This is a genomic window from Streptomyces sp. NPDC102259 (assembly GCF_044766465.1).
Classification (GTDB): domain Bacteria; phylum Actinomycetota; class Actinomycetes; order Streptomycetales; family Streptomycetaceae; genus Streptomyces.
In genome coordinates this window covers 155,115-173,614 of record NZ_JBIWMA010000011.1, presented here as the reverse complement: position 1 = coordinate 173,614, position 18,500 = coordinate 155,115, and the positions used below count along the sequence as shown (strand labels likewise).

Annotated in this window: 17 protein-coding genes; 9 read left to right on the top strand and 8 right to left on the bottom strand. The window is 72.7% G+C overall.

All coding sequences use genetic code 11. The features are described 5' to 3' along the window. Nucleotides 1-42: 42 nt before the first annotated feature. From araD to ACIRPU_RS25025, 5 genes are all read right to left on the bottom strand, one after another. Complete coding sequence (gene araD, locus ACIRPU_RS25045) at nucleotides 43-1,788, bottom strand: L-arabinonate dehydratase (protein ID WP_355703869.1); 1,746 nt, start codon at nucleotides 1,786-1,788, stop codon at nucleotides 43-45. After that, entirely contained in the window at nucleotides 1,785-2,696 is a 912-nt protein-coding gene (locus ACIRPU_RS25040) for a dihydrodipicolinate synthase family protein (RefSeq protein WP_355703868.1), read from the bottom strand. The genes araD and ACIRPU_RS25040 overlap by 4 nt, the downstream gene beginning before the upstream one ends. Next, nucleotides 2,693-3,373: a GntR family transcriptional regulator gene (locus tag ACIRPU_RS25035; protein WP_355703867.1), complete on the bottom strand. Its 681-nt coding sequence runs from the start codon at nucleotides 3,371-3,373 to the stop codon at nucleotides 2,693-2,695. Before ACIRPU_RS25035 ends, ACIRPU_RS25040 begins: the two co-directional genes overlap by 4 nt. Nucleotides 3,374-3,561: 188 nt before the next feature. Continuing rightward, nucleotides 3,562-4,323 (bottom strand): MBL fold metallo-hydrolase, encoded by a 762-nt coding sequence (locus tag ACIRPU_RS25030; RefSeq protein ID WP_403871046.1) that lies wholly within the window; start codon nucleotides 4,321-4,323, stop codon nucleotides 3,562-3,564. Nucleotides 4,324-4,419: 96 nt separating this feature from the next. Beyond that, nucleotides 4,420-5,019: a TIGR03086 family metal-binding protein gene (locus tag ACIRPU_RS25025; protein ID WP_403871043.1), complete on the bottom strand. Its 600-nt coding sequence runs from the start codon at nucleotides 5,017-5,019 to the stop codon at nucleotides 4,420-4,422. Between the two features lie 156 nt (nucleotides 5,020-5,175). Between ACIRPU_RS25025 and ACIRPU_RS25020 the strand changes: the two genes are divergently transcribed. Then, on the top strand, nucleotides 5,176-6,414 hold the full coding sequence (locus ACIRPU_RS25020) for an MFS transporter (protein WP_403871040.1): 1,239 nt from the start codon (nucleotides 5,176-5,178) through the stop codon (nucleotides 6,412-6,414). Here ACIRPU_RS25020 and ACIRPU_RS25015 read toward each other — a convergent pair. Both ACIRPU_RS25015 and ACIRPU_RS25010 read right to left on the bottom strand, forming a co-directional pair. Further along, a complete protein-coding gene (locus tag ACIRPU_RS25015) occupies nucleotides 6,351-7,523 on the bottom strand; it encodes a hypothetical protein (RefSeq protein WP_403871037.1) in 1,173 nt (390 codons plus the stop codon). The two genes, ACIRPU_RS25020 and ACIRPU_RS25015, sit on opposite strands and share 64 nt — an antisense overlap. Continuing rightward, nucleotides 7,524-8,465, bottom strand: a complete 942-nt coding sequence (locus ACIRPU_RS25010; RefSeq protein WP_403871034.1) for a 5-dehydro-4-deoxyglucarate dehydratase — start codon at nucleotides 8,463-8,465, stop codon at nucleotides 7,524-7,526. It abuts the gene before it with no gap. 239 nt (nucleotides 8,466-8,704) lie between these two features. On the opposite strand from ACIRPU_RS25010, the gene ACIRPU_RS25005 reads away from it, so the two are divergent. The 7 genes from ACIRPU_RS25005 (at nucleotide 8,705) to ACIRPU_RS24975 (ending at nucleotide 16,036) form a co-directional block, all read left to right on the top strand. Further along, complete coding sequence (locus ACIRPU_RS25005) at nucleotides 8,705-9,529, top strand: NAD-dependent epimerase/dehydratase family protein (protein WP_403871031.1); 825 nt, start codon at nucleotides 8,705-8,707, stop codon at nucleotides 9,527-9,529. 263 nt (nucleotides 9,530-9,792) lie between these two features. After that, on the top strand, nucleotides 9,793-10,563 hold the full coding sequence (locus ACIRPU_RS25000) for a DeoR/GlpR family DNA-binding transcription regulator (protein WP_403871029.1): 771 nt from the start codon (nucleotides 9,793-9,795) through the stop codon (nucleotides 10,561-10,563). Between the two features lie 79 nt (nucleotides 10,564-10,642). After that, entirely contained in the window at nucleotides 10,643-12,013 is a 1,371-nt protein-coding gene (locus tag ACIRPU_RS24995; protein ID WP_403871026.1) for an ABC transporter substrate-binding protein, read from the top strand. After that, the gene (locus ACIRPU_RS24990) at nucleotides 12,010-12,948 is read left to right on the top strand and encodes a carbohydrate ABC transporter permease (protein WP_384121171.1); all 939 of its coding nucleotides are present in this window, start codon (nucleotides 12,010-12,012) and stop codon (nucleotides 12,946-12,948) included. Before ACIRPU_RS24995 ends, ACIRPU_RS24990 begins: the two co-directional genes overlap by 4 nt. Then, nucleotides 12,945-13,769, top strand: coding sequence for a carbohydrate ABC transporter permease (locus ACIRPU_RS24985; protein ID WP_403871023.1), 825 nt, complete (start codon nucleotides 12,945-12,947; stop codon nucleotides 13,767-13,769). Before ACIRPU_RS24990 ends, ACIRPU_RS24985 begins: the two co-directional genes overlap by 4 nt. Beyond that, nucleotides 13,766-14,755 (top strand): zinc-dependent alcohol dehydrogenase family protein, encoded by a 990-nt coding sequence (locus ACIRPU_RS24980; RefSeq protein ID WP_403871020.1) that lies wholly within the window; start codon nucleotides 13,766-13,768, stop codon nucleotides 14,753-14,755. Before ACIRPU_RS24985 ends, ACIRPU_RS24980 begins: the two co-directional genes overlap by 4 nt. Before the next feature lie 93 nt (nucleotides 14,756-14,848). Continuing rightward, nucleotides 14,849-16,036 carry a TerD family protein gene (locus tag ACIRPU_RS24975; RefSeq protein WP_403871298.1) on the top strand — a complete coding sequence of 396 codons (1,188 nt, stop codon included), beginning with the start codon at nucleotides 14,849-14,851 and terminating at the stop codon, nucleotides 16,034-16,036. 115 nt (nucleotides 16,037-16,151) lie between these two features. Here the strand turns inward: ACIRPU_RS24975 and ACIRPU_RS24970 are convergent, their stop codons facing one another. After that, entirely contained in the window at nucleotides 16,152-16,724 is a 573-nt protein-coding gene (locus ACIRPU_RS24970; protein WP_355703855.1) for a helix-turn-helix domain-containing protein, read from the bottom strand. A 166-nt stretch (nucleotides 16,725-16,890) separates the two neighbouring features. On the opposite strand from ACIRPU_RS24970, the gene ACIRPU_RS24965 reads away from it, so the two are divergent. Then, nucleotides 16,891-18,360 (top strand): MFS transporter, encoded by a 1,470-nt coding sequence (locus ACIRPU_RS24965; protein ID WP_403871017.1) that lies wholly within the window; start codon nucleotides 16,891-16,893, stop codon nucleotides 18,358-18,360. Nucleotides 18,361-18,500 lie beyond the last annotated feature (140 nt).

Sequence of the window (18,500 nt, the reverse complement as noted above, 5' to 3'; positions counted from 1 at the left end):
GCGTGGCGCGTTCTTGGCCGGGCGTGTGGTGGTGGGCCGGCTTCAGCCCGCGTACGGGTCCGCGACCTTGCCGGGGCGGGCCAGGAACTCGAAGTCGCAGCCGGTGTCGGCCTGGGTGATCTGCTCGTTGTAGAGCGCGCCGTAGCCGCGCTCGTACCGGGCGGGCGGCGGCGTCCACTCCGCCCGACGCCGCTCCAACTCCTCGTCGTCCACGTCGAGCCGGAGGGAGCGGGCCTCGACGTCGAGGGTGATCGAGTCCCCCGTGCGCACCAGGGCGAGCGGGCCGCCGACGTGCGACTCGGGCGCCACGTGCAGGACGCACGCGCCGTAACTCGTCCCGCTCATCCGGGCGTCGGAGATCCGCACCATGTCCCGCACACCCTGTTTGAGCAGGTGGTCGGGGATGGGCAGCATGCCGTACTCGGGCATGCCCGGGCCGCCCTTGGGTCCGGAGCCCCGCAGCACCAGGACGGTGTCCGCGGTGATGCCCAGCCCGGGGTCGTTGATGGTGCGTTGCATGGTCCGGTAGTCGTCGAAGACGACCGCGGGGCCGGTGTGCCGGAGCAGGTGGGGCTCGGCGGAGATGTGCTTGATGACGGCGCCGTCCGGGCAGAGGTTGCCGCGCAGGACGGCGACCCCGCCCTCGCTCGCGACCGGGTTGTCCCGGGGCCGGATGACGTCCTCGTCGTGCACCTGGGCCCCGGCCAGCTGCTCGCGCAGCGTGTCGTACGAGACGGTCGGGCGGTCCAGGTGGAGCAGGTCCGGGATCCGGGAGAGGAAGCCGGGGAGTCCGCCCGCGAAGTGGAAGTCCTCCATGAGGTACTTCTGGCCGCCGGGCCGCACGTTGGCGAGCACCGGGACGGTCCGGGCGACGCGGTCGAAGTCGTCGAGGGTGAGCTTGACGCCCGCGCGGCCGGCCATGGCGATGAGGTGGATCACGGCGTTCGTCGAGCCGCCGAGGCCGAGGACGGTCGTCACCGCGTCCTCGAACGCGTCCGCGGTGAGGATCTCGCTCAACCTGCGGTCCCGGTGGACCAGTTCGACGATGCGCAGGCCCGCGGCGGCCGCCATCCGGTCGTGCCCGGAGTCCACGGCGGGGATGCTCGACGCGCCCGGGACCGTCACGCCCAGCGCCTCGGCGGCGGCCGTCAGCGTGGACGCCGTACCCATCGTCATGCAGTGGCCCGGCGAGCGCGCGAGGCCGCTCTCCAGCTCGGCCAGCTCGCAGTCGCCGATGAGGCCGGCCCGCTTGTCGTCCCAGTACTTCCACATGTCGGTGCCCGAGCCGAGGACCTCGTTGCGCCAGTGCCCCGGCAGCATCGGGCCGGCCGGGACGAAGACCGTCGGCAGGTCGACGCTGGCCGCGCCCATGAGCAGCGCGGGCGTCGTCTTGTCGCAGCCGCCCATCAGCACGGCCCCGTCGACGGGATAGGAGCGCAGCAGCTCCTCGGTCTCCATCGCGAGCAGGTTGCGGTAGAGCATCGGGGTCGGCTTCTGGAAGGTCTCGCTGAGCGTGGAGACCGGGAACTCCAGCGGGAAGCCGCCCGCCTGCCACACGCCCCGCTTCACGGCCTGCGCGCGGTCGCGCAGGTGGACGTGGCAGGGGTTGATGTCCGACCAGGTGTTGAGGATCGCGACGACCGGCTTGCCGAGGTGTTCCTCGGGGAGGTAGCCGAGCTGGCGGGTACGGGCGCGGTGGCTGAAGGAGCGCAGGCCCTCGGCGCCGTACCACTGGTGGCTTCGGAGGTCCTCCGGGCGTTTGCGAGCTTGATCGTCGAAGCGCTTCATATGGACCATCCGGCGGCTATGGCGGCGACCTCGGCGCGCTCGTCCTCGGGCAGCGACCGGCTCGGCGGGCGGACCTCTCGGCGGCACAGGCCAAGGGAGGAAAGGGCCTCCTTGACGACGGTGACGTTGTTGGCGGAGCCGTTGGCGGCGCGCAGTTCCTCGAAGCGCCTGATCTGTTCCCACACCTTCATCGCGGCCGGGTAGTCCCCAGATCGAAGCGCTTCGATCATGTTCAGCGAAACAGCGGGGGCGACGTTCACGAGCCCGGAGGTGAAGCCGGTGGCGCCCGCGGAGAAGTAGGAGGGGGCGTACGGCTCGGCGAGGCCGGCCACCCAGACGAAGCGCTCCAGGCCCGCGTCCCGCGCGAACGCGGCGAAGCGCGAGGCGTCCGGGACGGCGTACTTGACGCCGATGACGTTCGGACAGGCGTCGGCGAGCTCGGCGAGACGTTCGCCGCGCAGCTGCGCGTTGCGGATGTACGGGACGACGCCCAGCTCGGGCACCGCCGCCGCGATCTCCCGGTGGTAGTCGACCCAGCCGCTCTGCGACACGTACGGGTGGACGGGCTGATGGACCATCACCATCTGGGCGCCCAGCTCACGGGCGTGCCGGGCGGAGGCGACGGCGGTCGGCACGTCGTGTCCGACGCCGACCAGGATCGCCGCCCGTCCGCCGGCCACCTCGACGGTCAGCTCCGTGACCAGGCGGCGCTCTTCGGGGGTCAGGGCGTAGAACTCGCCGGTGTTGCCGTTCGGGGTGAGGGTGGTGATCCCGCCGTCGAGCAGCCGGCGCAGCAGGGCCCGGTGGGCTTCGCCGTCGACGGAGCCGTCCTCGGCGAACGGGGTCACCGGGATGGCCACCACGTCGGCCAGGGCCGCACGCTGGGTCTCGAACGCCACGCTGCTCATTCCTGACCTTTCTCTGCCCGGGGCCCCTCAGGGGCCTCCTGGGCGGTCTCGGGGAACGCCCGGTGCACGAACGAGGCGATGTGGGCGTGCAGGGCGCGGGCCGCTCCGTCGGAGTCGCCGGCCAGGGCGAGCCGCAGGATCTCGCGGTGCTCGCCGGCCTCCCGTTCCCAGGAGGGCGAGGCGGCCCAGGCGACGGCGGAGACCAGGGCGGCCTGGTCGCGCACCTCGTCGAGCATCCGGCCGAGCAGCGGGTTGCCGCACGGCAGGTACAGCGAACGGTGGAACTCACGGTTGGCCAGAGACCGTTCGGCGGTGTCGGTCGCCTGGTCGGCCCTGGTCAGCGCGTCACGGGCGGCGTCAAGGGAGGCGCCTCGACGCACCGCCCGCCGGAGCGCCTCGGGTTCGAGGAGCAGGCGTACGTCGTAGACCTCGCGCGCCATGTCCGCGTCCACCATGCGCACCGTGACGCCCTTGTACTGGCTCATGACGACCAGTCCGGTGCCGGCCAGGGTCTTGAGCGCCTCGCGCACCGGGGTCTTGGAGACCCCGAACTGCGCGGCGAGCTCGGTCTCGACCAGGGCCTGGCCGGGCGTCAGCCGCCCGGTGAGGATGCGGCGTTTGATCTCCTCCAGCACGTACTGCGTGCGGGACGGGATCGGCGTGGGCACAGAGGTCATGCGCGCCTCTCGGATGTCGCGTATCTGATCTCGGATCTGGTGTATCGCGTCTCATATATGACGTACGAAGTACGACGGGTCGAAGGTAGGAGCGGCGCTGTGTTTCGTCAATGCTTCCGACAAAGGAAGTTGAGGTTGCCGGGACGGGATGCCGGGGCGGGGCTGCCGGGGCGGGAGCGCCCCGAGGGTCAGAAGGGGAGGGTCTCGCCCTCGCGGGCGGTGCGGGCGGGGGCCCCGAAGGCGACGGTGGCCCGGGCGGTCGCGGCCTCCCGGGTCAGCGTGGGCCCGACGTGGGTGATGTACAGCTCGCGCACCCCCGCCCTGCGGGCGGCGTCGCCGGCCTCCTCCGGCGTGAGATGCACCTGCCGCTCCCGTTCGCCTTCGCGATGACTGTCGATGTCCGCCTCGCACAGGAACAGATCGGCGCCGGAGGCGAGTTCGGTGAGGGCCTCGCACGGCCCGGTGTCGCCCGAGTACGCCAGGACGCTCCCCTGGCACTCGGCCCGCAGCCCGTACGCCTCGGTGTCGTGCACCATCGCGCGGGAGGTCAGGCGCAGGTTCCAGTGCCGCACGGTGTGCCCGTCGAACAGGGCCCTGAAGTCGAAGACCCCGCTCAGGAACCGTACGTCCGGCCGACCGAAGAACCCGGCGAGACGCCGGGCGCAGTCGAGCGGCGCGTAGACCGGGATGGGGGCCGGCGGGGTCATCCCGCCGTAGGCGAGGGCGTAGGCGGCGGCGAGGAGGTCGGCGCTGTGGTCGGCGTGCAGGTGGGAGATCCAGATCGCGGTGAGCCGGTCGGGATCCGTGTGCCGCTGCAACTCGGCGAACGTCCCGGGGCCCGCGTCCACCCACACCTCCGCCCCCGCGCCGCGCAGCAGATAGCCGGAGCAGGGGCGGCCCGGCCCCGGGTGCGGAGAGGCGGTACCGAGGACGGTGAGGCTCAGGGGCATGGTGGGGAGCGTACGTTTCGGTTCCGCGGGACGCGCCGTGATTGCGTGTGTCCACGGCGACCGCAGGGAACCTTCACGCCCCGCCCGGTGGGCGGGCTACCGCGTCCACCCCGGGTCGCGTCCGCTCAGTCCGACCGCCCGGTCGAGCAGCGGGGCGTCGTCCGGGACGGGGACGACGGGGCCGAACGCGCCGCTCCCGGGCTCGCCCTGGGCCGCCGCGGCGGCGAGGAACCCGTGCGCCGCCGACAGCGCGGCCGGGTCGGGTGTGTACTCCTGGCCCGTGGCCCGGGCCACATCCCAGCCGTGGATCACCAGCTCGTCGGCGACGACGGCGCCCGCGACCGCGCCGGGCAGGTCCACACCGCCCGCGCGGGTCATGCCGGTCCAGGCGGCCGGGTCGCGCCAGGCGTCGGCGAGCGCGTCGAGCGCCTTGGCGAGTTCCTCGCGCCAGCCGGGGCCGATCTCCGGCGCGGCGGCGTCCGGCGGGGTGTCGGTCGTGGGGCCCAGGTCCTTGCGGGCGGCGTCCCGGAAGGCGACCGCGAGTCCGGTGAGGTGTCCGAGCATGTTGCGGACGGCACAGCCCGGGCAGGGCGTCCCGTCCGCGAGCTGCTCGTCGCGGACGCCCTCCGCGAGGCGCGCCACGATCAGGGTCTGCGGTCCGAGGTCGAGTGTGGGTACGGCTGTCGTGTCGGTCATACGGGGTGGACCGGCGGCAGCCCGCGAACTCATCGGTGCGGGTCCCGGCGGTGTGCGTCGCCCAGGAAGTCCGGCGGATCCCCGCGGGGCCGGCGGCAGCGGATAGGGCAGTTGCCCGATGCCCGGGTGACCGCCTCAGACCCACGATGACCGGGTATGACGAAGAACTGGTCGGTGGTTCGTGTCCTGCGGGACCGCGACGCCGCGCTCTGTCTCACCGCGTCGTGGGTCTCCGGTTTCGGCACCTCGGCGCTCTGGCTGGCGGCCGGGGTGTGGGTCAAGGACCTCACCGGCTCAGGCGGGCTCGCGGCGCTGTGCACGCTCGCCCTGTGGGCGCCCACGCTGCTCGGCCCGGCGCTGGGCGCCCTCGCCGACCGGACCCGCCGACGGCCCCTGCTCGTCGCGCTCAACCTGGGCCCGGCGGCCCTGCTGCTCACCGTCCTCGCCGTCGACTCCGCCGGCCGGCTGTGGCTGCTGTGGACGGTGCTGTTCCTGTACGGCGCCGCCGCGGTGGTGGCCGACGCGGCCGAGTCCGCGCTCGTCGCCGGCGTCGTCGCCCCGGAGCTGCTGGGCGACTTCAACGGGCTGCGCATGACGGCCACGGAGGGCATGAAGCTGGTCGCCCCGCTGGCCGGCGCGGGCGTCTACGCGGCCTACGGCGGCCCGGCCGTGGCGCTGCTGGACGCGGTCAGCTTCCTCTGCGCGGCGGGGCTGTACGCGTGCGTGCGGGTCCGCGAGGAGCGGCCGCGGCCGACCACCGTGCACCGGCGGGCGCGGACCGCCGAGGGCGTCCGCTTCCTGTGGGGCCATCCCGAGCTGCGCCCGCTGGTCCTGGCGGGCGGTGCGACGATGCTGTTGTCGGGTCTCGGCGGCCCGCTGGTCTACGCCGTCGTCGAGGGCCTCGGCCACTCCCCCGCGTACACGGGCACGCTCCACGCGGTCCAGGGCGCCGGTTCGGTCGCGGTGGGGCTGCTCTCGGGGCCCGCGCTGCGCCGGCTGGGGGAGCGCCGGTTCGCCGCGTGCGGGATCGCCCTCACCGCCGTCGCGGTGGCCGCGCAGGCCATCGTCTCGGACCCCGTGGCCCTGGTGTGCGGCGCGGCGATCGGGGCGGGGCTGCCCTGTGTGCTGATCGCCGCGCTGACCGCCGTGCAGCGGGAGACGCCGGACGCGCTGCTCGGCCGGGTCACCGCGACGGCCGGCACCCTGCTGTACGCGCCGACCGCCGTCGGCCTCGCGGCGGGGGCGGGTCTCTCCGAACTCGTGCCGTACCGGCCGCTGCTGGTGCTGCTGGCCCTGGCCCGGTCGGCGGTCCTGCCGCTGCTGCGCGGCTCTCAGCGGGCGGCCAGCGCCTCGCGTACGGCCGCCAGGTCCCCGTCCGACGCCAATCCCGCGTGATACAGGCGGAGTTCGGTCGCCCCGAGCTCACGCGCCCGCGCCAGGTCGGCGGTGAGCGTCCCCGGGCTGCCGCCCATGCCGGAGACGACGCCGAAGTTGGCGGCGACGACCGCGCCCGCCCGGCCCTGTCCGGCGAAGGGGGCCAGCAGGCCGGGCCCGCCCGCGCAGGGCACGACGACCCCGTCCGCGACGGACAGGATGTGCGCGGGGTCGACGCCCGGGTTGGCGCCGACGTGGTACGTCACGGGGTCGGCGTGCAGCAGGACCTGGAAGCCGTCGGGCGCCACGTCCCGTACCGCCCGTACGGCCGTCTCCTGGAGCGTGCGGGCGGTCTCGTCGCGCCACGCGCGCGTGGCCGCCGCCGTCTCCTCCCCGAGCAGCTTCTCCACCCCGGTCCAGTCTTCCCCGTCGGGCGCCCCCCGCCACAGCGGCTCCAGCGCCTCCCGTACGGCGGCGGCGAGGGCGTCGGCGTCCAGGCCCTGTTCGCCGTAGCCGGCCCGGCAGGCGGGGCAGAAGCAGAGCGCCATCAGGTACTGGCCGGCGTCCCCGAGGCCGACTCCGGCGGTCTTGTCGTGGGCGTGCAGGTGCTGGAGCCCGTACCAGCCGAGGGACTCCAGTTCGGTGCCGCCCGCGCCGGGGCGTACGGCGGCCTCGGCGGCGAGGTCGACGAGGTACGCGCGCGTGGCGGGCTGGGCGATGCAGGGGGCCCACGGGTAGCGGTCGCCGTAGGCGTTGACGACCGAGGTGTCCGGATGGTCGGCGCCCAGCCGGGAGTTGTGCGCGAGGACCACCCAGGTGTGCACGTCGAGACCGGCGCTCGCGAGCGCTTCGGCGGCCTCCCCGTAGGCGTCGCCGGGGGCCCAGTCACCGGCCGGGTAGGGGCGCAGGGCGCGGCCCTTCCAACGGTCGCCGGCCGGATCCGTCGGGTACAGCACGGCCGCGTGCTCGGCGGTGACGATGCGGTGGCGCGGGTGGCGGGGGGTGAGGGCGCGGGTGGAGTGGTAGGCGGCGGCGAGGGTCACCTGTTCCACGCCGAGCGCGGCGATCCGGGCCGGCGCCTCGGGATCGCCGGTGACGTCCCAGGGATAGACGAATGTCGACGCCTTCACTTAACCGTCCTCCTCCAGCAGCGCGTAGCCGCGTTCGATCACCTGGGCGAGCTGCTTGACATGGTCCTCGCTCGGTTCGTGCAGCGGCGGGCGCACCTCGCCCACGTCGAGGCCGCGCAGCCGGACCCCGGCCTTGACGAGGGAGACGGCGTAACCGCGGCCCTGGGCCCGCAGTTCGACGAACGGCCGGTAGAAGCCGTCGAGGAGGCGGTGGGCGGTGGCGTCGTCGCCGGTGGTGAGGGCCCGGTGGAAGGCGAGGGCGATCTCGGGGGCGAAGCAGAACACGGCCGAGGAGTAGAGGGTGACGCCGAGGGCCCGGTAGGCGAGCTGGGTCTGTTCGGCGGTCGGCAGCCCGTTGAAGTAGAGGAAGTCGCCGGGGACCTCGGTGCGGACGGCGCTGACGATCCGCTGCATCAGGTCGAGGTCGCCGAGGCCGTCCTTGAGGCCGATGATCCCCTCGGTGCGGGCGAGTTCGACGACGGTCTCCGGGGTGAAGACGGCGTTGTCGCGCTGGTAGACGACGACCGGCAGGGCGGTCGCGGCCGCCAGCTCCCGGTAGTGGCGCAACAGCCCCTCCTGGGCGGCGACGACGAGGTAGGGCGGCAGGGCGAGCAGGCCGTCCGCCCCGGCCGACTCGGCCAGCCTCGCGTAGCGCACGGCGAGCGCGGTCCCGTAGCCGGCGCCCGCGACGACCGGCACCCGCCCGGCGGTCTCGGTCACGGCCGCCCGCACGCAGGCCTCGAACTCCTCCGGGACGAGCGCGTGGAACTCCCCGGTCCCGCAGGCCGCGAAGACCGCGGCGGCGCCCGCCTCGACGCCCCGGCGGACGTGCGCGCGGTAGGTGTCGAGGTCGAGGGAGCCGTCGGGGCCGTAGGCGGTGACGGGGAAGAACAGCGGTCCGCTGGGAACGCGGAGGCGGTCGGCGAGCGGGGCTGACGTCACGGGCTCTCCCGGGTCCATAACGGGTCCATATTCTTGAGCAGTGTCCATATTCCTGAACAAGCTCACGCTAGGGTGCCCCCTCCGGCCGGGTCAAGCGCGCCAACCCCCGAGACACCAGCAGTTTTGTCACTCTCGTAGGACACTTGACGGGTGCCGTCGCCGCTCCTTAGCGTGTCCATGCATGTGAACTGCGGCCACGCATGCGTCCGCCCCCCCCAGTGATCCAAGGAGACCCGAGGATGCCCGCTCCGCGCACCGTCCTGCTCACCGGCGCCGCCGGCGGCCTCGGCACCCTGATGCGGGAGCTGCTGCCCGCCTACGGCTACGACCTGCGCCTGCTCGACCTGCGTCCGATCGACGACGCCCCGGAGGCCATCGTCGCGGACCTGGCCGACAGGGACGCGGTCCGGGAGGCCGTGCGGGGCGTCGACGCGATCATCCACCTCGCGGGCATCTCGCTGGAAGCCCCCTTCGAGAAGATCCTCGGCGCGAACATCGTGGGCACGTACCACCTGTACGAGGCGGCCCGCGAGGAGGGCGTGCGGCGGATCGTCTTCGCCTCCTCCAACCACGCCGTCGGCTTCACCCCCCGCCCCCCGGGCGACCCGTCGCCCGACGAGGGCGACCTGATCCCGATCGACACCCCGCGCCGCCCGGACACCTTCTACGGCCTGTCCAAGTCCTTCGGCGAGGATCTCGCCCAGCTCTACTGGGACAAGCACGGCCTGGAGAGCGTGTCGGTGCGCATCGGCTCCTGCTTCGGCGAGCCGACCAGTGTGCGCATGCTGTCGGTGTGGATGAGCCCGGCCGACTGCGCCCGTCTCCTCCACGCGGCCCTGACCGCCGAGAACGTCGGCCACACCGTCGTCTACGGCTCCTCCGCCAACACCCGGCTGTGGTGGGACCTCGGCACCGCGCGGGCGCTCGGCTACGAACCGCAGGACGACTCCGAGCCGTACGCCGAGAAGCTGATCGCCGAGCAGGGCGAGCTGGACCCGGAGAACATCGCCCACGCCTACCTGGGCGGCCACTTCGTCAGCGACCCGCCGATCTGGCCGTACTGACCGGAAGAAGGACCTCGCGGACGGCGGGCGGGCACCGAACGGGCCCGCCCGCCGCCGTATCCGGGCACGCGCCCTGCCCGATCCCACCCGCCGCCCGGCTGCCCCGCAGGTCCGAGCCGGGCAGGCCACCCGGCAAACGGGCCCACCCGGGCAGTATCGGGCCCGCAACAGGCCTGGTCAGTGCCGCGCACCCGCTGTACAACTTCCCCCATGGGCCGCACCGGGCCCGAACGGGCACGACAGCGGAAGAGCGAGGTGACGACATGCCCCCGAGAACGGCGGAGGAGCGCCAGCGCGAGATCGTGCGCACCGCGCGCGCCACCGGCTCGGTCGACGTCGCCACGCTCGCCACCGAACTGGGCGTGGCCAGGGAGACCGTACGGCGGGATCTGCGCGCCCTGGAGGACCACGGCCTGGTGCGCCGCACGCACGGCGGCGCCTATCCCGTGGAGAGCGCCGGCTTCGAGACGACGCTGGCCTTCCGCGCCACCAGCCATGTGCCCGAGAAGCGCCGGATCGCCGCCGCGGCGGCCGCTCTGCTCGGGGACGCCGAGACGGTCTTCGTCGACGAGGGCTTCACCCCGCAGCTCATCGCCGAGGCGCTGCCCAGGGACCGGCCGCTGACCGTGGTCACCGCGTCCCTGCCGGTCGCGGGCGCGCTCGCCGAGACCGAGAACATGTCCGTGCTGCTGCTCGGCGGCCGGGTCCGCTCCGGCACCCTGGCCACCGTCGACCACTGGACGACGAAGATGCTGGCCGGCTTCGTCGTCGACCTCGCCTACATCGGCGCCAACGGCATCTCCCGCGAACACGGTCTGACCACCCCGGACCCAGCCGTCGGCGAGGTCAAGGCACAGGCCGTGCGGGCGGCCCGCCGGGTGGCCTTCGTGGGCGTGCACACCAAGTTCGGAGCGGTCAGCTTCTGCCGGTTCGCCGAGGTGGGCGCGCTGGAGACGATCGTGACGAGCACGCTGCTGCCGACGGCCGAGGCCCACCGGTACTCATTGCTGGGGCCTCAGGTCATCCGGGTCTGAACCCCCTAACCACCCCCTCCCGAGGGCACCGCCATGCCTCGGGTCACCCGACACATCCCCCTATGCCCAGGAGCGATCCATGCGCACCCAGAGCCGACGGAGGCCGCGAGCCACGCTCGCCGCGGTCGCCGCAGGGACGCTGCTCGCCCCGCTGCTCTCCGGCTGCTGGGCCGGAGCCGGCGGGGCGGGTTCCGGCGGCGACTCCCTCAACGTCCTCATGGTCAACAACCCCCAGATGGCCGAGTTGCAGAAGCTCACCGCCGACCACTTCACCAAGGAGACCGGCATCAAGGTCAGTTTCACCCTGCTGCCGGAGAACGACGTCCGCGACAAGATCAGCCAGGACTTCGCCAACCAGGCGGGCCAGTACGACGTGGCGACCCTGTCGAACTACGAGATACCGATCTACGCCCGCAACGGCTGGCTGCACGCGATGGACTCGTACGTGGCGGCGGACCCCGCCTACGACGAGCAGGACGTACTGAAACCGATGCGCGAGTCCCTCACCGGGGACGACGGAAAGCTCTACGGCCAGCCCTTCTACGGCGAGTCGTCCTTCCTGATGTACCGCAAGGACGTGTTCGCCGCGCAAGGCCTCACCATGCCCGCGCACCCCACGTGGCAGCAGGTCGCCGACCTCGCGGCGAAGACGGACGGGGCCGAGCCCGGCATGAAGGGCATCTGTCTGCGCGGCCTGCCCGGCTGGGGCGAGGTGATGGCGCCCCTGACGACCGTCGTGAACACCTTCGGCGGCACCTGGTTCGACCAGGACTGGACGGCGCGGCTCGATTCGCCCGCCTTCGAGAAGGCGACGAAGTTCTATGTCGACCTGGTCCGCGACCACGGCGAGTCCGGAGCCGCCCAGTCCGGCTTCGCCGAGTGCCTCAACAACATGACCCAGGGCAAGGCCGCCATGTGGTACGACGCCACCTCCGCGGCCGGTTCCCTGGAGGCGGCGAAGTCCCCGGTCAAGGGCAAGGTGGGCTACGCCCCGGCCCCCGTGGAGCGGACCGACGCCTCCGGCTGGCTCTACACCTGGGCCTGGGGCATACAGAAGGCCTCCCGCAACGCCGACAAGGCCTGGAAGTTCGTCTCCTGGGCGTCGGGCAAGGAGTTCGAGCAGCTGGTCGGCGAGGAGATCGGCTGGTCGAACGTGCCGGCCGGCAAGCGGGCGTCGACCTACGAGAACGCGGCCTACCGCGCGGAGGCGGCCGCCTTCCAGGACATGACGAAGCAGGCCATCGAGGCGGCGAAGCCCAACGACCCGGGAACGCAGCCGCGGCCCGCGCCCGGCATCCAGTTCGTCGGCATCCCCGAGTTCACCGACCTCGGCACCAAGGTCTCCCAGGAGATCAGCGCGGCCATCGCCGGACGCCAGTCCGTCGAGTCGGCCCTGGACAAGGCCCAGCAGCTCGCCGAGCGGATCTCCGAGGAGTACGAGGGACGATGACCGCGACGACGACGGCCCCCGTGGCCGCACCCCCCGTACGTGCCCCGCGCGGCCCCTCCACCCGGCTGCGCGCCTGGGCGACCCGGGCCCCGCTGCTGCCCGCCCTGGTCTTCATGATCGTGGTCACCCAGCTCCCGTTCGTGGCCACGGTGGCGATCTCCTTCTTCGACTGGAACGCCCTCTACCCCAAGGCCCGCCGCTTCACCGGGTTCGACAACTACCACCAGGTGCTGACCGACGCCGACCTGCGCCACTCGGTGTGGACGACCGTCCTGCTGACGGCGACCGTGGTGCTGGTCAGCCTGGTGCTGGGACTGGGGCTGGCCCTGCTGCTGGACCGCCGGTTCCGCGGCCGGGGCGTGGTCCGCACGCTGCTGATCGCGCCCTTCCTGGTGGTGCCGGTGGCGGCCGCCCTGCTCTGGAAGCACGTCCTCTACAACCCCGAGTACGGCCTGCTCAACGGCCTGTTGCACTACGTGGGCGGGCCCCAGCCGGACTGGATCTCGGACACCCCGCTGCTCGCCGTGGAGGCCTCCCTGGTCTGGCAGTGGACGCCGTTCATGATGCTGATCCTGCTGGCCGGTCTCCAGAGCCGGGACCAGCAGCAGATCGAGGCGGCCCGGGTGGACGGCGCGAGCGACTGGCAGATCTTCCGCCATCTGGCCCTCCCGCACCTGCGCCGCTACCTGGAACTGGGCGCCCTGCTCGGCTCGATCTACATCGTGCAGAACTTCGACGCGGTCTTCACCATCACCTCGGGAGGCCTCGGCACGGCGAACCTCCCCTACACCGTCTACCAGAGCTTCTACCAGGCCCATGAGAACGGCCTCGCGTCGGCCGCGGGCGTCCTGGTGGTCATCGGCTCGATCGTCATCGCGACCTTCGCCCTGCGGGTCGTCTCGTCCCTGTTCCGCGAGGAGGTGTCCCGCGCATGAACGTCGTACGCCGAGGCGGCCTGGGCCTGTTGGCCTGGGCGACCGGGATCGTGTTCTTCCTGCCCGTCGCCTGGATGGCCCTGACCTCCTTCCACTCGGAGCAGGACGCGGCGACCAACCCGCCGTCCTTCGCCGCGTCGCTCACCCTCGACGGCTACCGCGAGTTCTTCGGCACCGGCGGCGGCGCGAGCCCCTGGCCCGCGCTGGTCAACTCGACGGTGGCGTCCCTCGCGTCGACCCTGTTCGTCCTGCTCCTCGCCCTCCCGGCGGCCTACGCGCTGTCGCTCCGGCCGGTGAAGAAGTGGACGGACGTCCTGTTCTTCTTCCTGTCGACCAAGATGCTCCCGGTGGTGGCGGGCCTGCTGCCGATCTACCTGTTCGCGAAGAACGCGGGGCTGCTGGACAACATCTGGCTGCTGGTCGTCCTCTACACCTCCATGAACCTGCCGATCGCGGTGTGGATGATGCAGTCGTTCCTGGCCGAGGTGCCGGTGGCAATCATCGAGGCCGCGCGGGTGGACGGGGCACGGCTGCCGACGATCCTCGCGCGCGTGGTCGCCCCGATCGCCCTGCCCGGGATCGCGGCGACGGCCCTGATCTGCTTCATCTTCAGCTGGAACGAGCTGCTGTTCGCCCGGGTCCTCACGGGCGTGGTCGCGGAGACCGCCCCCGTCTTCCTGACCGGCTTCATCACCAGCCAGGGCCTGTTCCTGGCGAAGGTGTGCGCCGCGTCGCTCGTCATCTCCCTGCCGGTGCTCGCCGCGGGGTTCGCCGCCCAGGACAAACTGGTCCAGGGCCTGTCCCTGGGAGCCGTGAAATGAAGGCCGCCGTCATCGAGTCCGTGGGCCGCGCCGTCGTCACCGAGGTCCCCGACCCGACGCCAGGGCCGCGCGAGGTGGTCGTGGAGGTCGCCGCCTGCGGCCTGTGCGGCACCGATCTGCACATCCTCCAGGGCGAGTTCGCGCCGAAGCTGCCCATCGTGCCGGGGCACGAGTTCGCGGGCGCGGTCGTGGGGGTCGGCACGCAGGTCACGGAGGTGTCGGTGGGCGACCGGGTGGCGGTGGACCCGTCCCTGTACTGCCACGAGTGCCGCTACTGCCGCACCGGCCACAACAACCTCTGCGAACGGTGGGCGGCGATCGGCGTCACCACGGCGGGGGGCGCGGCCCAGTACGCGGTGGCGCCGGTGGCGAACTGCGTACGGCTGCCCGAGCACATCCGCACCCAGGACGCGGCGCTGATCGAGCCGCTGTCCTGCGCGGTGCGCGGCTACGACGTGCTCCGCTCCCGGCTGGGCGCGCATGTGCTGATCTACGGCTCCGGGACGATGGGGCTGATGATGCTGGAGCTGGCCAAGCGCACGGGCGCCGCGAGCGTGGACGTGGTGGACCTGAATCCGGCGCGGCTGGAGACCGCCCGCCGGCTGGGCGTCTCCGGGACGGCGGCCGACGCGGACGAGCTGGAGCGGCCGCGCGGCTGGGACCTGGTCGTGGACGCGACGGGCAACGCGGCGGCGATCCAGGACGGTCTGGGGCGGGTGGCGAAGGCGGGGACGTTCCTCCAGTTCGGCGTCGCCGACTACGCGACCCGGGTCACCGTCGACCCGTACCGGATCTACAACCAGGAGATCACCATCACCGGCTCGATGGCCGTCCTGCACAGCTTCGAGCGGGCCGCCGAACTCTTCGCGAACGGGGTGCTGGACCCGGAGGTCTTCATCAGCGACCGGCTGCCGCTGGCGGAGTACCCGCGGGCGCTGGAGCAGTTCGCGGCGGGGGTGGGCCGCAAGATCGTGGTGGTGCCGTAGGCCCGTATGGCTGCCATGTCCCTGCCCGGGCCCGTTCGGGTCCGGGTAAGGGAACGGCAAAGTGGTCTCGCTCGTTCACCCGGCATGACAGCTATGACCCCCGGCTCGAACATCCCTCTCTCCACCGCGCGCGTGACGGTGGACGTCGCCGCTCCGGTGCGGCTCGACGTTTCGGGCCTGCTGCTCACCGCCGACGGCAAGGTGCGCTCCGACGACGACTTCATCTTCTACAACCAGCCGAGCGGCCCCGGCGTCACCTACCGCTCCGGCGGCGGTACGGCCCCCGACGCGATCGTCGTCGACACGGCCGCCGTCCCGCCGGGCATCGAGAAGATCGTCATCACCGCCAGCCCGGACGCCGCGGGGCAGACGTTCCAGGGCGTGGAACCGACGGCGACGATCCGCGACGCGGACGACAACAGCGTGCTGGCCACGTTCACGCCCCCGCAACTCGGCTCGGAGACAGCGCTGGTCGTCGTGGAGATCTATCTCCGCAACGGCGTCTGGAAGGCCCGCGCGGTCGGCCAGGGGTATTCCAACGGCCTGGCCGGCATCGCCACCGACTTCGGGGTGACGGTGGAGGAACCGGCACCGGCCGCGCCGCCGCAGCAGGTGGCCGCGCCGCCCGTGCCGCAGTCCCCGGTGACCCCGGCGGCCCCGCCGATGCCCCCGGCGCCGCCCGCCGCGGCCCCCGCAGCGCCGGGGAAGATCAACCTGGACAAGGGCCGGGTCAGTCTCCAGAAGAACCAGACCGTCTCCCTCGTCAAGGGCGGCCGCCCGCTGCTCTCGCAGGTCAAGATGGGCCTGGGCTGGGAGCCGGCGTTCCGCGGCAAGGACATCGACCTGGACGCCTCGGTCATCGCCTACGGCCCCCAGCGCAACCACATCGACAGCTGCTACTTCGGCAAGCTCTCCATCGTGAACGGCGCGATCAAGCACTCCGGCGACAACCTCACCGGCGAGGGCGGCGGGGACGACGAGGTGATCGTCGTCGACCTCGGCCGTCTCCCGCAGGAGGTCTCCGGGCTGGTCTTCACGGTGAACTCCTTCTCCGGCCAGAAGTTCACCGAGGTCGCCAAGGCCTACTGCCGTCTCCTGGACGCGGCGACCGGCGAGGAGCTCGTCCGCTTCGACCTCACCGGCGCCGAACCGCAGACGGGCGTGCTGATGGCCAAGCTGATCCGGCAGTTCTCCGGCGAGTGGGAGATGACGGCCATGGGGGACTTCGTGAAGGCCCGCACCGTACGGAACATGGTGAAGCCGGGCGCCCAGGCCCTGTAGCCGCGTCCGGCCCCGGCCCGCAGTCGCTCAGCCACGGGCGCCCGCCACCACGGGGGCGCCCGCTGCCGTCGCCATGGGAGCGGGCGCTGCCGTCACCACCGGGCGCCCGCCGCCGTCACCGCGCGGGACGCAGTCCCTCCGTCAGCAGCGACACATACCGTCGGATGGCGCTGCGGTCCCCCTTGGCCAGCTCCGACGCCGTCGCCACCCCGTGCGCGAGGCGCAGGACGTCGATCGGCTCGACGTCCGCCCGCAGGGTGCCCTCCCGCTGCGCCGCCGCCACCAGCCGGGACGCTGCTTCCTTCATGTTCGTGCCGCAGGCGGTGACCGCGGCCGCGCTGCCGTCCGTGACGGCGGAGCCCAGCAGGGCCTTCATACCGCGGACCTGGATCGTGCCGACGCACAGCTCGTTGAGCCACTCCACCAGCGCCTCGCCCGGCGGGAGTTCCGCGCCGAGCTCGTCGGCCCGTACGGCCAGCGCCTCGATCCGGTCGACGTAGGCCGCCTCCAACAGCGCCTGGCGCGTCGGGAAGTGCCGGTACAGCGTGCCGGATCCGACGCCCGCCCGCTTGGCGATGTCGTCGAGGGAGGCGCCCTCCCCATGCTCGGCGAAGGCCTCCGCCGCCACCTTCAGCAAGCGCTCGTAGTTGCGGCGAGCGTCCGCACGCATGGGCCTGACCTGCGTCATCCAGTTACTCCTTGCGAACCGGGGACTCTCTCCGTATTTTGGCAGACACTAAACGGAGAGAGTCCCCGCTTAGTGCGTTCGGCTCTGCGGGTCCACGACCAGGGTCTTTTCGTGCTGCCCGCATGTTCCACCACATCACGCGGGGACACCAGACAGGGAGTACCCCATGTCCACGCCGTCCCCTTCCGCCTCGGCCGCCTCCGCCCCGGCCGCTTCTTCCCCTCCACCCGCGCCACCCGGACCGGCCGCCCGGCCGGGCGCGGTCCTCCTCGTCATCGTCACCGCCTATCTCATGGTCGGAGTCGACTCCACGGTCGTCAATGTCGCCCTCCCCGACATCCGGCGTGACCTCGGCTTCTCCCCCACCGGCCTGTCCTGGGTGCTCAACGCCTACACCCTCGCCTTCGGCGGACTGCTGCTGCTCGGCGGACGCGTCGGCGACCTCCTCGGCCGCCGCCGCACGCTCACCCTCGGCGTCCTGCTGTTCGCCGGCTCCTCGCTGCTCGGCGGCCTGGCCGGGGACGGTGGCTGGCTGCTCGCCGCCCGCGCCCTCCAGGGGGTCGGCGCCGCCCTCACCGCGCCCAGCACCCTCGCCCTGATCACCACCAACTTCCCCGAGGGCCCCCGTCGCCACCACGCCCTCGGCGTCTACTCCTCCACGGCCGGGATCGGCGCCTCCATCGGCCTGGTCCTCGGCGGGATGCTCACCGCCTGGGCGTCCTGGCGCTGGTCCCTGCTGATCAACGTGCCGATCGGGATCGCGGTCGCCCTCGCCCTGCCCCGCTTCGTCATCGAGACCCCGCGCCACGCGGGCCGGTTCGACGCGGCGGGCGCCCTGACCGGCACCGCCGGGACGACCTCCCTGGTGTACGCCTTCATCCGGGTCTCGCAGGAGGGGTGGAGCGACGTCCTGGCACTGCTCGGCTTCACCGGCGCGGCCGCCCTCCTCGTCGGTTTCGTCCTGCTCGAGGCGCGCGCCGAACAGCCGATCATGCCGCTGCGGCTCTTCGCCGACCGCGACCGGGCGGGCGCCTACCTCGGCGTCCTGTTGCTGCCCGCGGGCATGTTCGGCGCCTTCTACTTCCTCACCCTCATCAGTCAGGAGGTGCTGCGCTACAGCCCGTTGCGCGCCGGGTTCGCCTTCCTGCCGATGACGGCGGTGATGTTCACGACCGTACGGTTCGTGCCGCGGCTGCTGGCCCGCCTCGGCGCCAAGCCACTGATCCTGACCGGCATGACGCTGCTCGCCGGCTCGGGGGCGTGGCTGTGGCGGCTCGGTCCCGACGACGGCTATGCGACGGGGCTGCTCGGCCCCCTGTTGATGTTGGGCGTCGGCATCGGCCTGGCCCTGATGCCGCTGAACGCCACGATCCTCGCCAAGGTCGGCCCCGCGGAGGCCGGCGCCGCGTCCGGCCTGCTCCAGAGCCTGCAGTGGCTCGGCGGCACGCTCGGTCTGTCCGTGCTGGTCACGGTGTACGGCACGGCCACCCGGCACGCGGTGGGCAGCCCGGCCGAGATCCTCACCCACGGCGCGGCCCGGGCGTTCGGAGCGGCCGCCCTGATCGCGCTGACGGGCCTGCTGACGGCGGCCCTCGCGATCAGGGGAAAGCGGAGGATCCCGGCCGCGGGCGGCTGATGCGGACCGGGAACGGCCACCGGGAACCCTGCCCTGGCCGGCCCGGCACCGGGGTGCGGCGGGAAGACACCACGCCCGGGTTCACCTGGGGTGGTGCAGCCAGTGCTGGAACGCGGCGTTGACACCGGCGGACAGGGCGC

What these genes read in the sequence shown, in the direction of transcription:
- araD (WP_355703869.1), bottom strand. Translation starts at nt 1,788, where the DNA reads ATGAAGCGCTTCGACGATCAAGCTCGCAAACGCCCGGAGGACCTCCGA.
- ACIRPU_RS24985 (WP_403871023.1), top strand. Translation starts at nt 12,945, where the DNA reads ATGAACGTCGTACGCCGAGGCGGCCTGGGCCTGTTGGCCTGGGCGACC.
- ACIRPU_RS25000 (WP_403871029.1), top strand. Translation starts at nt 9,793, where the DNA reads ATGCCCCCGAGAACGGCGGAGGAGCGCCAGCGCGAGATCGTGCGCACC.
- ACIRPU_RS24990 (WP_384121171.1), top strand. Translation starts at nt 12,010, where the DNA reads ATGACCGCGACGACGACGGCCCCCGTGGCCGCACCCCCCGTACGTGCC.
- ACIRPU_RS25030 (WP_403871046.1), bottom strand. Translation starts at nt 4,323, where the DNA reads ATGCCCCTGAGCCTCACCGTCCTCGGTACCGCCTCTCCGCACCCGGGG.
- ACIRPU_RS24965 (WP_403871017.1), top strand. Translation starts at nt 16,891, where the DNA reads ATGTCCACGCCGTCCCCTTCCGCCTCGGCCGCCTCCGCCCCGGCCGCT.
- ACIRPU_RS25025 (WP_403871043.1), bottom strand. Translation starts at nt 5,019, where the DNA reads ATGACCGACACGACAGCCGTACCCACACTCGACCTCGGACCGCAGACC.
- ACIRPU_RS25005 (WP_403871031.1), top strand. Translation starts at nt 8,705, where the DNA reads ATGCCCGCTCCGCGCACCGTCCTGCTCACCGGCGCCGCCGGCGGCCTC.
- ACIRPU_RS24995 (WP_403871026.1), top strand. Translation starts at nt 10,643, where the DNA reads ATGCGCACCCAGAGCCGACGGAGGCCGCGAGCCACGCTCGCCGCGGTC.
- ACIRPU_RS25040 (WP_355703868.1), bottom strand. Translation starts at nt 2,696, where the DNA reads ATGAGCAGCGTGGCGTTCGAGACCCAGCGTGCGGCCCTGGCCGACGTG.
- ACIRPU_RS24970 (WP_355703855.1), bottom strand. Translation starts at nt 16,724, where the DNA reads ATGACGCAGGTCAGGCCCATGCGTGCGGACGCTCGCCGCAACTACGAG.
- ACIRPU_RS24980 (WP_403871020.1), top strand. Translation starts at nt 13,766, where the DNA reads ATGAAGGCCGCCGTCATCGAGTCCGTGGGCCGCGCCGTCGTCACCGAG.
- ACIRPU_RS25020 (WP_403871040.1), top strand. Translation starts at nt 5,176, where the DNA reads ATGACGAAGAACTGGTCGGTGGTTCGTGTCCTGCGGGACCGCGACGCC.
- ACIRPU_RS25035 (WP_355703867.1), bottom strand. Translation starts at nt 3,373, where the DNA reads ATGACCTCTGTGCCCACGCCGATCCCGTCCCGCACGCAGTACGTGCTG.
- ACIRPU_RS24975 (WP_403871298.1), top strand. Translation starts at nt 14,849, where the DNA reads ATGACCCCCGGCTCGAACATCCCTCTCTCCACCGCGCGCGTGACGGTG.